General features: G+C 68.5%; 12 protein-coding genes and 1 pseudogene. 5 read left to right on the top strand and 8 right to left on the bottom strand.

Annotated elements, in window-relative coordinates:
• Positions 1 to 6: 6 nt before the first annotated feature.
• The 7 genes and pseudogenes from LIP_RS02240 to LIP_RS02210 all read right to left on the bottom strand — a co-directional run bounded on the left by LIP_RS02240 (position 7) and on the right by LIP_RS02210 (position 7347).
• On the bottom strand, positions 7 to 846 hold the full coding sequence (locus tag LIP_RS02240) for a carbohydrate ABC transporter permease (protein WP_068133786.1): 840 nt from the start codon (positions 844 to 846) through the stop codon (positions 7 to 9).
• A 5-nt stretch (positions 847 to 851) separates the two neighbouring features.
• The gene (locus LIP_RS02235) at positions 852 to 1733 is read right to left on the bottom strand and encodes a carbohydrate ABC transporter permease (protein ID WP_158509524.1); all 882 of its coding nucleotides are present in this window, start codon (positions 1731 to 1733) and stop codon (positions 852 to 854) included.
• A 103-nt stretch (positions 1734 to 1836) separates the two neighbouring features.
• Positions 1837 to 3105 (bottom strand): ABC transporter substrate-binding protein, encoded by a 1269-nt coding sequence (locus tag LIP_RS02230; protein ID WP_068133779.1) that lies wholly within the window; start codon positions 3103 to 3105, stop codon positions 1837 to 1839.
• A gap of 89 nt (positions 3106 to 3194) precedes the next feature.
• On the bottom strand, positions 3195 to 4295 hold the full coding sequence (locus tag LIP_RS02225) for a LacI family DNA-binding transcriptional regulator (RefSeq protein ID WP_068133777.1): 1101 nt from the start codon (positions 4293 to 4295) through the stop codon (positions 3195 to 3197).
• A gap of 224 nt (positions 4296 to 4519) precedes the next feature.
• Positions 4520 to 4993: pseudogene (locus LIP_RS20280) on the bottom strand (DUF91 domain-containing protein); the annotation flags it as partial.
• A 404-nt stretch (positions 4994 to 5397) separates the two neighbouring features.
• On the bottom strand, positions 5398 to 6261 hold the full coding sequence (locus tag LIP_RS02215; RefSeq protein ID WP_231699370.1) for an HNH endonuclease: 864 nt from the start codon (positions 6259 to 6261) through the stop codon (positions 5398 to 5400).
• Between the two features lie 90 nt (positions 6262 to 6351).
• Positions 6352 to 7347, bottom strand: a complete 996-nt coding sequence (locus tag LIP_RS02210) for an alpha/beta hydrolase (RefSeq protein WP_082725739.1) — start codon at positions 7345 to 7347, stop codon at positions 6352 to 6354.
• Between the two features lie 171 nt (positions 7348 to 7518).
• On the opposite strand from LIP_RS02210, the gene LIP_RS02205 reads away from it, so the two are divergent.
• Together LIP_RS02205 and LIP_RS19380 are read left to right on the top strand one after the other, a co-directional pair.
• Positions 7519 to 8184 (top strand): glycerophosphodiester phosphodiesterase, encoded by a 666-nt coding sequence (locus LIP_RS02205; protein WP_068133765.1) that lies wholly within the window; start codon positions 7519 to 7521, stop codon positions 8182 to 8184.
• Between the two features lie 902 nt (positions 8185 to 9086).
• Positions 9087 to 9404: a hypothetical protein gene (locus tag LIP_RS19380; RefSeq protein WP_068133760.1), complete on the top strand. Its 318-nt coding sequence runs from the start codon at positions 9087 to 9089 to the stop codon at positions 9402 to 9404.
• A gap of 69 nt (positions 9405 to 9473) precedes the next feature.
• Here LIP_RS19380 and LIP_RS02190 read toward each other — a convergent pair whose 3' ends face one another.
• Entirely contained in the window at positions 9474 to 9926 is a 453-nt protein-coding gene (locus tag LIP_RS02190; RefSeq protein ID WP_068133757.1) for a MerR family transcriptional regulator, read from the bottom strand.
• 88 nt (positions 9927 to 10014) lie between these two features.
• On the opposite strand from LIP_RS02190, the gene LIP_RS02185 reads away from it, so the two are divergent.
• The 3 genes from LIP_RS02185 to LIP_RS02175 all read left to right on the top strand — a co-directional run bounded on the left by LIP_RS02185 (position 10015) and on the right by LIP_RS02175 (position 13076).
• A complete protein-coding gene (locus LIP_RS02185; RefSeq protein WP_068133754.1) occupies positions 10015 to 10596 on the top strand; it encodes an FAD-binding oxidoreductase in 582 nt (193 codons plus the stop codon).
• 424 nt (positions 10597 to 11020) lie between these two features.
• The gene (locus LIP_RS02180) at positions 11021 to 12064 is read left to right on the top strand and encodes a zinc-dependent alcohol dehydrogenase family protein (protein ID WP_068133751.1); all 1044 of its coding nucleotides are present in this window, start codon (positions 11021 to 11023) and stop codon (positions 12062 to 12064) included.
• 25 nt (positions 12065 to 12089) lie between these two features.
• On the top strand, positions 12090 to 13076 hold the full coding sequence (locus LIP_RS02175) for an aldo/keto reductase (protein WP_068133749.1): 987 nt from the start codon (positions 12090 to 12092) through the stop codon (positions 13074 to 13076).
• Positions 13077 to 13083 lie beyond the last annotated feature (7 nt).

Here is a 13083-nt window from a genome sequence, read left to right as displayed (position 1 = left end):
CTCCCGTCAAGCCTTGACTGAACCGGCCGTGAGTCCTTGGACCACGTGCCGCTGCACCAGGATGAAGACCACCAGCACCGGAATCGAAACCAGGATCGAAGCGGCCATCATGCCCCCCCAGTTGGACTGGACCTCACCCAGGTAGGTGCCGAGGAGCCCGGGCGCGATGGTCCGGCGGGCGCTGGAGGTGATGAGCGTCAACGCGTAGAGGAGGTCGTTCCAGGCCCACACGAAGGTGTACACGCCGGCGGCCACCAGGCCCGGCGTGACCACCGGGATCACCACCCGGGTGAAGATCATCCCCTCGCTTGCCCCGTCCACCCGAGCCGCCTCCAGCATCTCGTCGGGCACCTGGTCGCAGTAGGTCTTGAGCATCCAGGTGGAGATCGGAAGACCGAAGGTGACGTAGGCCAGGACGAGCCCTGCGTAGCTGTCCGTCAGGCCCACGGACCGGAAGGTAGGGTACAGGGTGAGCAGCAGGACGGCCAGGGGGAACATCTGGGCCGTGAGCAGCATGAGCATGGCGGGCCGGCGGCCCACGTAGCGGAACTTGGAGAAGCTGTACCCGGCCATGACCCCAACCACGATGCCCACCACGCTCGCCGCCGACGAGACGATCAGGCTGTTGCGCAAGAAGACGAGGAGATCGGTCTGGAAGAGCGCTGCCCGGTAGTTGCCCGCGGTGGGGTGGAGCGGCACGAAGGAAGGGATGGCCTTGAAGATCTCCGGGAGGGGCTTGAGGGAGGTCACCACCATCCAGTAGAGCGGGAAGAGCACGAAAAGGCCGAGGCTCAGCCCCGTCACCGCCATGAAGATGCGATAGCTCCACGTCTTCTGCTCGAGCACGGTCCTCACTCCCCCACGTCAAGACGCCGCAGATAGAAGAAGGCGACCACCGAGATGAAACCCATCCACAGAACGCCGATGGCGGCCGCGGTGCCCGTGTCCCAACGCTGGAAGGCCTGCTGGTACACCTCCACCGAGAAGGTGGCGGTGGCGCGCCCCGGCCCGCCGCCGGTCATGACCCAGATGAGGTCGAAGTGCTGCAGGTTGCCGATGAGCGCCAGCATCGTCGTCAGGAAGAGGATGAACCGGACCTGGGGCAGGATGACGCGGGTGACCAGCCGGAGGTTGCCGGCCCCGTCGACGCGGGCCGCCTCCAGGATCTGCCGGTCGATGCCCTGGAGGCCAGCGAGGAGGAGGAGCGTGTACCACGGCATCGCCTGCCACACCCGGGCCAGGATCACGGCAGCCTGTGCCCAGGCGGGGCTGGCCAGCCAGACGATGGGCCGGTCGAGGACGCCCAGCGTCCGGAGGAACCCGTTGATCACGCCGAACTGGCCGTGGAACATCCAGAGCCACAGGAACCCCCCGACCGTGGAAGGAACGATCCACGGGATCAATGAAAGGCCCCGGAGCACGTTCCGGCCCGGAAAGCTCTCGTTGAGGAAGAGCGCCCACAGGAAGGAAAGCGCCACACCCAGGCCCGTGGTTCCGAGCACGAAGACGCCCGTGGCCCGCAGGATCGGCCAGAAGGTGCTCCCGCCCAGCACGCTCCTGAAGTTCTCCAGGCCCACCCAGGCGCGTCCGGGGCGGAGCAGGCTCGCGTCGTAGAGCGACGTGATCACCGACTGGACCAAGGGGTACCCGATGATCGCAACGAAGATGAGGACCGCGGGGGCGGCGAGCAAGAGCCCGAACCGGGCCCTTGCCCGCTCGTCACGCCGAGACACGGTCCGGCTCCCTGCGTTCGCTTGGGCTAGCTCGCGCTCGTGCAACGGTGCCGAGGCCATGGCGTGACCCTCCCCGTCGGACCGGAGTCCCTGGCTTCCTCGTTCACTTGGAACGCGTGGCCTCCGTCAGACGCCGCGACGCGTCGCGCAGCGCCCGCTCCACGCTCTTCTGGCCGGTCAGGGCTCCCTGGACCTCTTCGGCGATGATCGCTTCCAGGGCCGCCTTCTGGGCGAAGGCCTCGGTCTCGGCCGGGCGGGCCGTCCGAGTGAGCGCCGGCACCCAACCGCTGATCCACGCGTCGTCCTTCACCTCGGGAGCTGCCAGGGCCTCTCGGGTCGCCGGCGGCACCCCCTCGTTCCGATACCGCACCAGCGCCGCGTCCGTGCTCGCGGCCAGGGCGGCGAAGCGGGCGGCCGCCTTGGCGTTCGGGCCGTCGAAGACGACCAGCAGGTGCCCCCACAGCAGGTGGGCGGGCGGGTCGTCCTCCTCCAGCACGGGCCGGGCCATGGGGCGGGCAAAGGCCAGCAGCTCCCCGTCGCTTGCGACGCCCGACTGGTTGCGCAGGATCCCCTTGGCCACCACGGCGTCGTCGTAGAAGCCGACACGGCGGTTGGCGAAGAGGGTGCGTGCGTCGAAACGGGAGAGGCCGACCGCGATCTCACCCCTGTCCACACGCTCCTTGAGCCAGCTCAGCGCGGCGACCCCCTCGGGGCCGTCGATGGTGACGCGCCCGTCGTCGCCGAACACACGGCCGCCGAAGGTCCAGAGCCACATCTGGAAGTCCTTGCCCAGGGTGCCCACGTCGGTGGCGAAGGCGTAGGGAATCACATCGGGGTCGGCCTTGCGCAATGCTGCCAGGGCCGCCTCGAACTCCTTGACGGTGCGCGGGGCGCGGGAGATGCCGGCCTTCTGAAGGAGCTCCGGGTTGGAAATCATGGCGATGGAGCCGATCGTGCGCGGCAGGCCGTAGACGACGCCGTCCTGTGTGCCCGCCCCCAGTGCCGCCGGGTCGAAGGTCTCGAAGACGGCGGGGTCCAGAACGGTTCGCAGGTCCACCAGGGCGCCTGCGCCCACCAGGACCGGGAGCCAGTCGGTGTTGATGTGCGCAGTGTCGACGGGTGCCCCCGAGTTGTAGCGGAGGATCATCTGGTTTAGCGCTTGACTAAAGGGCCAGCCTTCCCACCGGGCGGCCTGGTCGGGGTGCTCCTGGTTCCACCGCTCGATGACGTACTGCACGGACGCCCGGGCTTGCCCCTCCTCACCCAGCCAGCCCGAGTAGACCAGGCCCGCAGCCTGTGCACTGCCGGTGCCGAGGACCAGGATCGCTCCCAGCGCGACAGCCAGAAGGCCCCACTTGCGCAGCTTGACCACTTGCCTTCCCTCCCTTTCGTTCCGCCCGCCCGTCGCCCGCCGTGGAGCGCGGGACGGGCTTCTCCTTTCGGCGTGCCAGCCTGGACGCATCAGGGCGCTGCGGGCGCCTCCGGGCTCTCCTCTCGTTGCCCGTAGGGACCTGTCGACGCCCGCACGACCAGCTCCGAGTGCAACATCACCTGCTGCGGCCTGGAGTCGCCATTCAGTTGAGCCAGGAGGATCTCAGCGGCCGTCACCCCCATCTGGAAGGCGGGCGAACGTAGCGTGGTGATGGGCGGGTCCACGTATGAGGCCAGGATGATGTCGTCGCAACCCATGACGGACATGTCGGCCGGCACCCTCATGCCGCGTTCCCTCAACGCCCTGAGGGCACCGATCGCCATCTCGTCGCTCATGGCCAGGATGGCCGTGGCTTGGGAGCCGGCCAGCAGCTTTCGGAAGACAGCGGTATAGGCACGGCTCTCGTCGTAGCCGCCTTCCAGGTACCAGCGGCCTCCGGCCGTGTCGTACCACTCGCGGTCGACGCTCTGGGCGCGTGCTTGCTCGCGGAAGGCCTGCCAGGCCTTCTGAGCCGTGACGCTCGAGGGATCCCCACCCAGGAGGAGGATCCTCTGGTGCCCCAATCCGACCAGGTGGTTCAACGCCAGTCGGATCCGCTCGTCCTCGGCGATCCCCACGCAGGAGTACCTGCTCGAGACCGGCGGCCAGTGGTTGGCCACCACGAAGGGCATGCCCAACTCGGCCAGGCGGTCCAGGTTCCCATGGAGGCTTTCGGGCGTGGTGTAGCGGGTGCTCACCAGGAGAAGGCCGTCGATCACGCTGCTGCTGGCCAGGCGCTGGGCTGGGATGCTGCCGTATCGAGCCCCGGCCTCCTGGGGCTCGGAGTAGAGGACCAGGTCGAAGCCTCGTTCCTGCGCCACGTGCTGGACCCCGGCCAGGAGCTGGCCGAGGAAGAAGTTGAGGAGCAGGGGGCCGTGGAACGGGACCCACAGGCCGATCATCCCCGATCGCCGGGTAACCAGGCCGCGGGCCATGCGGTTCGGGACGTAGTTGAGGCGGCGTGCGGCCTCCTGGATGCGGCGGGCCGTCTCCGCGCTGACGCGGGAACCGTGCTCGCCCCGCAGGACCAGGGAGACCGCCGTGGGCGAGACACCCGCGACTCGGGCCACGTCATTGAGCCTGGGTGCCACGTTTCCCACCTCCCCCGTCCGTCCGCAGGCGCCAGGAATGCCATGCATTTAGCGCTAAACTTACCTCTACAGGAAAGGTATCCCGGATTCGCCCGCGTGTCAAGGCCCGGGTGCCGGTTCCACCGTGGGCCATGAGCCGGTCGACCGTTTTCCGCCTCGTGCGCCTCGTCGTTAGCTAGCATCGTAGCTCCTCTGGATGAGGTCCCGAGCTCGGTCGAGGTCGGCAGGTCCTCCCCGAAGCGGCGGTAGCGAATCAGCTCGACATTGCGGTTCATCTGCTTCACGGCGTACTCGTCGTAGCGCGTGAAGTCTCCGGCGACACAGACGAGCCTCGGTGCCGTCCAGTCGATCCGCTGCCGCTCCTCCTTGCCCAGCCGCTCAAGGACCAGGAGCTCGAACTCCGCCTTGTGATCCAACAACCAGTCGAGGTAGAAGAGACCCTGGTTGACGACGTTCTCGTTCGTGGCCCGCTTGTATTCGATGATGACCGGACTCCCGTTCTCATCGACGCCCAACGTGTCGACGCGCCCTCGATGCTGCGGGCCGGTCTCGTACTCGCTCGCCAGGAACCGCACACCCAGCAGAGCCTCCAGGTTGCTTTCCATGAGCGTCTGAAGTGATCTCTCCAGGGCCACCGAGCTCCCCGAAAGCTCGGTCGCTCGTCCTCCGTTCACGCGGAAGAGCTTGATGTCGCCCATGTAGCCGCCTCCCTGGGTCAGTCATTCCTCACAGGGCAGGCCGGTCCTCTGCCTGGAGTCCCGCTCGGGACGCGTGAGCTGCCAGCCGGCATCCGGCGCGCTCGGAGTCCATTGGCACCCTTGTCCGCCCCCCCCCAGCCAACCCGCGGTGCGGCGTCCACCGTGTACAGGTGGTTTGATCGATCCTGGGAGGGAACAGCCGCCGTCGATCAGCCTACGTTAGTGCCTCACGAACCCCGCTGAGAATAGCCGACCCGGGGAGGCGCGGCCGTAGGAGGAACACCTATTCGATTGTCGTAATACGGTGCGAGTCGGCAAGACTCACAGTCCCGTGAGCAAGAGCAGGTGCACTACGTTGGACGGCCCGTGAGCGGGTCGGACGACCGTCGAGTGGCGGACACCCCCTACCGCGCCACCGGCAGGTGCCGGTTGATCCGCACCTCCTCCCTCACCCCGTTCGGGAAGAGAAAGGCAGGGCCGCGATAGTCGAGGGGGGCGTCGACGACGTGGACGCTGCGGTGGTGGTTGGGGCAGAGGAGCACCAGGTTCTCCAGCTCGTCGTCCCCGCCCCGGGAGAGCCAGACTACGTGGTGGGCCTGGCTGATCTCCGCGCCAAGGCGCTTGCCGGGATCCATCCCGCAGAGCTGGCAGCGCCCCTCGTAGAGCTGGTAGAGCTCGCGGGCCAGTGCCTGCGAGCGGGCCACGCGGGCGGGGCGGTAGAGGTACGCCTGGCGCACGTCCAGGTCGGCCGCCGTCTCCCGGACCATGTGGTGGCGCACCAGGTCGATGCCTCCCTGGAGGAAGGCGGCCTCGAACTGATCCTCGGTGTAGATGATGGGCACCCGGGGCTCCATGGGCAGGTAGGCGGCGAAGTCGGCCAGGCGCGCGGCATCGTCGGGACGGAGCGGCCGGACGGCGGCGTAGCCTTGGAAGCTCTGGCCCAAGTGCCGGGACGCCGCCCGGATCGTCAGGGAGCGAAGGACGGGCTCCGCATCGGGGCCGTGGTCCACGTCGAAGTACCGGGTGCGCTCCAGGTCGCCCCAGACCCGCCAGCGACCGTAGCGGTACCCGGCGCGGTTGGCGGTTACCGCCCCCACCACCAGGTCCGCCGCCAGCACGTAAGCACCGTCCCGCGCCCGGCGCGTGAAGGCCCAGACGTGCGCGCCCCGCTCCAGCCTCGAGAGGAGCGGGCTCCCCTGGTTCAGGTGGTAGCCGAAGCCGAACGCCCGATCCTGCCGGTAGTTGTCCGACCTCCAGTAGTAGAGCACGTCCAAGGCCGCCACTCCCAGCACCGGGGACGGAGACGGAGGGGGATCCTACACCAGACCCGGGCCACCGGCGCAGACCCCCTCGCCCCGCTACACCCCTCGGTCGGTTCGCCCGTTCCCCTCGACCACCTCGGACAAGAACTCCGCCAGCCGCGCCTTGTACGTGCCGTCCCTCGGGCCCAGCGCGACGTCTTCGAAGACGATGTGCCCGGCGCCGGGGACGACCCACACCTCGGCGCCGGGTCCGGCCGCGGCCTGGAGGGCGGCCAGGTGGTCCAGGCTGATCTGGTCGTCCTTCTCCCCGTGGATGAGCAGGACCGGCCGGGGGGCGATGGCGCCGATGTCGTGGACGGGCGACGCCGTGGCGGGCCAGACGCCGTACAGGGTGAGGAGCGCGAGCTTGGCGAAGGGGTCGAGCGCCAGCGCCAGGGCCCTGGGCGCGCCCATCATCTCCATGAAGCCCACGACCATGCGGTCGACGGAGGCGTAGGAGCCCTCGCTGACGACCGCGTCCACCTCGGGCCGGGCGGCAGCGGCGCGTAGGGCCGTCGCCCCACCCAGGGAGGCGCCCAGGAGGATGAGGGGTTTCCCGGCGACGGGCTCCTGGGCGAGGACCCAGTCGATGGCCGCAGAGACGTCCCGGGGCTCTTCGAACGCGAGCCCGATGCGGTCCCCCTCGCTTCGGCCGTGCGCCCGCATGTCGAGCGCCAGGGACGCGTAGCCGGCGTCCCCGAGGAATCGTGCGTGCCCGAGCATGGAGGTGGCGTCCATCCCGTCCATGCCGTGCAGGAGGATGACCGTGCCCTTCGGCTCCGCCTGGGGAACGACCCACCACGCCTGGAGCGCGAGCCCGTCCGAGCTGGTGAGGGATACCGTCTCCGCCTGCAGCCCGAAGCTCTCCGGGCCGAGGCCGTCGCCCGCCACCACGTGCTTGGCGAAGATGCCCGAGATGGTCCACACCATCGAGCCGTAGGTGGCGAGGCAGAGGACGACCACGAGCGCGGCGAGGATCACCCACGCCCGGCGGGCGCGCGGGCTGCCGGCCCTACGACTGGACTTCGACGTCGCGGGTGAACCGCTGGCCATGGCCCCAGACCCCCGCTGGCGCTTCCGGATGATGGGGTCTGCCGCGTGCGATCGCCTGGTACGGCACGGCGCCCCGTTCTGCCTTCGGGGCGCGCCGGCCCCTTCCTGCGCCGTCGCCGGAGGTCGTGGCCGGCGCTTTGCGCGGACGGATGAGGAGGCCGCGACGCCTGGGTGGACCGGGTGACCGACGGCCGAGGTCCCGTGGACGACTTCACCCTCGCGGAGCTACGGGCGCTCGACGCCTCAGGGCACTTCGGGCCCGAGCACGGGCGCCAGAGGATCCTCGCCCTGGAAGAAGCGCTGCAGGAGTTCCCCGACCTTCCCTTCGTGCTGGAGCTGAAGGACCCCAGGGCCGTCGCGCCCACGGTGCGGCTGCTTCGGGCCCGGGGGTGGGTGGGGCGGGTGCAGGTGACCTCATTCCACTGGGGGGCGCTGCTGGACGCCCTGTCCCTGGAGCGGCGGCTCTCCGCTGGCTTCCTCTGCCCGGCCCTGGACCCGGACCTGGCCCGCCGGGCCGTGAGACGGGGCATCGCGCAGCTCTGCCCGCCGGCCAAGGGGCTGGCGGCCAAGGCGGTGGCGGAGGTACGGGCCCTGGGCCTCCAAGTGCGGGCCTACGGGGTGCACGAGCCGGCGGATGCCCGCAGGGCCCTGGACGCCGGCGTAGACGGCATGACCGCCGACGACCCCGCGGCGCTCCTGCGCCTGCTCGCCGAGCGCGGCTGGGGCGCCGCGTCGCCCGAAGACTGGCTGCGCGCCATCGTGCCGCCTGCGGGCCTGCAGCCGTCCATGGAGCCGGCGCCTTCAGCCGGCGGACAGGGCCGCTGGGCCGCCTGGTGATCGCTTCCTGACGGGCGGAGCGCAATGCGGGGAGGTGGAGTCATGGGGATCGACGCACGGCCGGAGGACGCAGCGAAGGCCCGCCCGTCGCTGACACGAACCGGAACGGCAGCACGTACTCGCCACCAAGTTCCTTCAAGGCTTCTGCAGGCTCGTTGATGACGGTCCGTTCTCGTGCCCGGGAGGATAGCTGGGACACGACTCGACGCAGGCGATCCGCTCTGCCTTTGCCAAACAATGCATCAACCGAGATTTCGCAGGAGGCTTTTTAGGAAGGAGATGATGACCAAATCCAAACAACGAAAGGGCACCTTCCGGGTGAACGCTTCGACGCCTTCCCCCTTGCTTTCCTTCCCCGCACCGCAGATCGAGGAACGCTTCGACAAACACGGTCTCACGGCGTTCGGCGGGGCGAACCTGTTGGTCGACCTCTTCGACGATCTCGGGCTCCCGCGCCCAGGGGGCACCCGGCCTGGAGCGGCACCTCACCCCCAAGTCTCTGTGGGCCACCTACTCCCGGACCACCGAGGTGGAGTACCTGATCCTGAAGGCCGCCCTGGGGATGGGCCGTATGATCGAGACCGCTGAGCTGAAGTACGACCCGCCGGGTGCCCTCTGGGCGCGGCCAAGCTCCGGCTGAGGAAGCTGCCCCACCCGGCCACCGGCTACCGGGCGCTGGATCGCTTCGGGAGCCGCCGGGAGGTAGCGGGGCTGGAGGGTGTCCACCGGGAGATGCTCCACCCTCTCCTCCGGAATTGCGGCGGGGCTATCGTGGACATCGACAACACCGTGGAGACGATCCACGGCCGCCAGCAGGGCGCGGCCGTGGGCTACAACCCCCGCTACCATGGCCGGCGGAGCTACCAGCCCTTCGTCGCCTTCGAGGGCAGAGCCGGGCGCTGTTGCACGCTGCCCTGCGCTCGGGGAAGACCCCGAACGCCCGGGAGGTCATCCGCTTCTACCGCCAAGCCAAGAAGCAGCTCCCGGAGGGCCGCCCGGTCCGCTTCGTCCGGGGAGATGCCCACCTCGGCACGCAAGCCCTGCTGGAGGAGCTGGCCCCGGCGCCCTATCGCCACCACACCGCGACCCGCCCGCAACGGACCTTGCTCCGGGTACCGGCCTTGCTGGTGCGCCACGCACGGCGGATGATCCTCCGGCTGCCAGCGCTCTGGACGCACCGAGCCGCCTGGCAGACGATCCGGCTTGCACTGAGCACGTAGTGTACACGAAACGCCGGACCAAAGGCCTGTCCGGGGCTGGGGCGCGGGCGGCATGTCGCCATGCCCGGCCTACGCCGGCATGGAGGAGGGGTCTTTCTCTTTCCTCTGTGGTTTCCTGTCCGCCCGTGTAAAGTGCACCGGATTCCAGAGGTCCTGGCGTTTCCCTTCCAGCACCCCCTTGTAATACTCCGTTTTCATCTTCAGAGTATTCATCCTGTCTTGTATCTCAACCAGATGCTGTTCCGCCTTTTGCAGCTGCTTCCGGAGCATTTCGTAACGCCTTGGGATGGTGGCGTCCCCCTGCAGGCAGAGCTGGACATACTCCTTGGCCTCAGCCAGCGGCATGCCCGTATCGCGCAAGCACTTTACAGTACGGACCCATTCCAAATCCTCGTCCGAGAAGACGCGCACGTTGTTTTGATCGCGGGCAACGTACGGGAACAGGCCCTCCTTATCGTAAAAACGCAGGGTGTGCCCGGAGATGCCCGTCATCTCTGCGACTTTCTTAATGGTGTACATCATGTCCCCTCCACCTGGTTCGAGCTGCTCTAGTGACTTACGCCTTGACTCTACCAATCCCTTGGACCATAGACGAGCGGGTGGGCCGCTGATGACGTCAGGGCCTACCCGCGGCCAACCCACAACATTCCGTGGGCGCATCGTCGCCACGCCCTACGAGCGGGCCCTCCACGTCGTCGTGTACCCCACCTGCGAGGACGACCTCCTGCGCCTCCTCGAGTTCGCCGAAGCCCGGCGGGTGGCGCTGATCCCCCCGGGCGGCGAGAGCTCGGTGGTGGGCGGCATCGAACCCGACGTGCCGCCGAACTACGCCGGGGTCCTCAGCGTCGAGCTGCGGGAGATGCGGGCGGTGCGGGAGATCGACCAGCTGAGCCGCCGGGCCCGGGTGCAGGCCGGCATCCTCGGCCCCGACCTGGAGGAGGCCCTGCGCCGCGAGGGACTGGCCTTCCGCCACTGCCCCCAGTCCTACACCTGTTCCACGGTGGGCGGCTGGATCGCCACCCGCGCCGGCGGCCGCTCCGCCACCCTGTGCGGCAAGATCGAGACCGCGGTGGAGAGCATGCGGGTCGTGACGCCCCGGGGCCGCGTCGAGACCCGGAAGGTGCCCCAGTCGGCGTCGGGCCCCGGCGGCAAGGCGTGGTTCGTCGGCTCGGAAGGGGCCCTGGGGAGCTGATCTTTCCGGGGCCTATGCCGCAAGTATCGGGGTGTCCACGCAATCGGGGCAATTCCAAGATCTGCCATGCCCGGGTATTGGCGCAATGGATCAAGAAGTGCCATCCTAAAGCCAATGGTCACCGGTCAGCCAGCCTCCCTTCGGGGGATGTTCGTCCAACCCGAAGGGAAGCGCCGGTGACCTCTTGTGTCAAGAGGCACCAGACTCGGCCCATGCGGCCTGAACTTTGACACCACCACTTGGGGCTCTCGCCACGTGGGACTCTAGCAAGCCTTGTTGACTTAGAGTCTCTCTAATGCATTACAGTTGCCTTGCCCGGCCAAGAGATTCGTCTCATCCGACACTGCCGGCAGCGGCCACAATAAGGGTGCAACGGCTGTGGATCGTCCCTGGCCGGGTAGTCCGCAACAGGAGGTGCGTTTCCATGCGCGCGACCATCATGTACGGTCCCGGCGACGTCCGGGTGGAAAGCGTCCCGGACCCCCGCCTGGTGGAGCCCACCGATGCTATCATACGGGTCACCCATGCCTCCATCTGCGGGAGCGACCTATGGCCGTACCGGGGACTTGACGACCGGCCCTTCGGCCCGAACGGCATCCCCATGGGGCATGAGGCCATTGGCGTGGTGGAAGCGGTCGGCCCCGAGGTCCGCACCGTCAAGCCCGGCGATACGGTACTGATGCCCTTCGCGTACTCGGACGGAACCTGCGTCTTCTGCCACGAGGGGTTGCCGACCGCCTGCGTGCACGTCGGGTTCTTCGGCAGCCCGGAGGTGGGCGGAGCGCAGGCCGAGGCGATTCGTACCCCCTTCGCCGACGGCACACTCTTTCCCCTACGGGCGGAGGTGGACGAGACGCTCATGCCCTCCCTGCTCACCCTCACCGACGTGATGGCCACGGGCCACCACGCGGCGGTCACGGCCAAGGTGGGCCCGGGGAAGACGGCGGCGGTGGTGGGCGACGGCGCCGTGGGCCTGTGCGGGGTGGTCGCGGCCAAGCGCCTGGGCGCCGAGCGGATCATCCTCCTGGGCGGCCATCCGGATCGGATCGCCCTGGCCAAGGAATTCGGCGCCACGGACATCGTCTCCGATCGGGGCGAGGCGGCGGTGGAGCGGGTGCGGGAACTCACGGGTGGCTACGGCGCCCACTCCGTTCTGGAGTGCGTCGGGACCGAGGAGGCGATGCGCACGGCGATCCTGATCGCCCGGCCCGGCGGCGCCGTGGGCCGCGTCGGTGTCCCCCACTACGAGGCCATCCCCGCCTCCGACCCGGCGTTCTATGGCAACCTGACCATTGGCGGCGGCCCGGCCCCGGCCCGCGCGTACTTCGCCGAGCTGCTCCCTGACGTCCTGGAGGGCCGCATCCAGCCCGGCCGGGTCTTCGACCTGACCCTGCCCCTGGACCGGGCGGCAGAGGGCTACCGGGCGATGGACGAGCGGCGGGCCATCAAGGTGCTGGTGAAGCCCTGACGGAGCAAAGAGGAGGAATGCACAATTGAAAAAGCGCCACCTTGGCAACAGTGGTCTGGAAGTGTCGGCGATTGGCCTTGGCTGCATGGGCCTCAGTTTCGGCTACGGGCCTCCCGCGGGCAAGCAGGAGGCCATCACCGTCATCCGCGCGGCTGTGGAAAGGGGCATCACCTTCTTTGACACGGCCGAGGTCTACGGCCCATTCACGAACGAGGAGCTAGTGGGCGAGGCCCTCGCCCCCTTCCGCGGGCAGGTGATCATCGCCACCAAGTTCGGAATCCGGCGGGATGAGAACGGAAAACAGATCCAAGACAGCCGGCCTGAACAGATCCGCAAGAGCGTGGAGGGCTCGCTCAGGCGGCTCAAGGTGGAGACCATCGACCTCTACTACCAGCACCGGGTCGATCCCAGCGTGCCCATCGAGGAAGTGGCGGGTACGGTGCAGGACCTCATCAGGGAGGGCAAGGTGCGGTACTTTGGCCTCTCGGAAGCTGGGGCACAGACCATCCGTCGCGCCCACGCGGTCCAGCCCGTGGCGGCCGTGCAGAGCGAGTACTCGCTGTGGTGGCGGCGTCCCGAGCAGGACGTGCTGCCCGTGTGCGAGGGACTGGGTATCGGCTTCGTCCCATTCAGCCCCCTTGGCAAGGGCTTTTTGACGGGGGCCATCGACGAACGGACAGCCTTTGCGCCGGACGACTTCCGCAACATCGTCCCGCGCTTTACGCCGGGGAACCGCAAGGCCAACCTCGCCCTGGTGGACTTGCTGAAGCAGATCGCCGTGCGCAAGGGGGCCACGCCCGCGCAGATTGCGCTGGCCTGGCTGCTGGCCCAAGAGCCATGGATCGTGCCAATTCCGGGCACGACCAAGCTACACCGGCTAGAGGAGAACATCGGGGCGGTGGACGTGGAACTGACACCGGAGGAGCTACGGGACATCGAGGACGTCCTCGCGCACATCCCGATCCATGGGGCGCGGTACCCCGAAGAGTTGGAGCGCAGGACAGGACTCTAGGGGGAAG

Origin of the sequence: Limnochorda pilosa, from assembly GCF_001544015.1 — a bacterium.
In the GTDB taxonomy this organism is placed as follows: Bacteria; Bacillota; Limnochordia; order Limnochordales; family Limnochordaceae; genus Limnochorda; species Limnochorda pilosa.
This window is presented reverse-complemented; position numbering and strand designations above follow the sequence as displayed.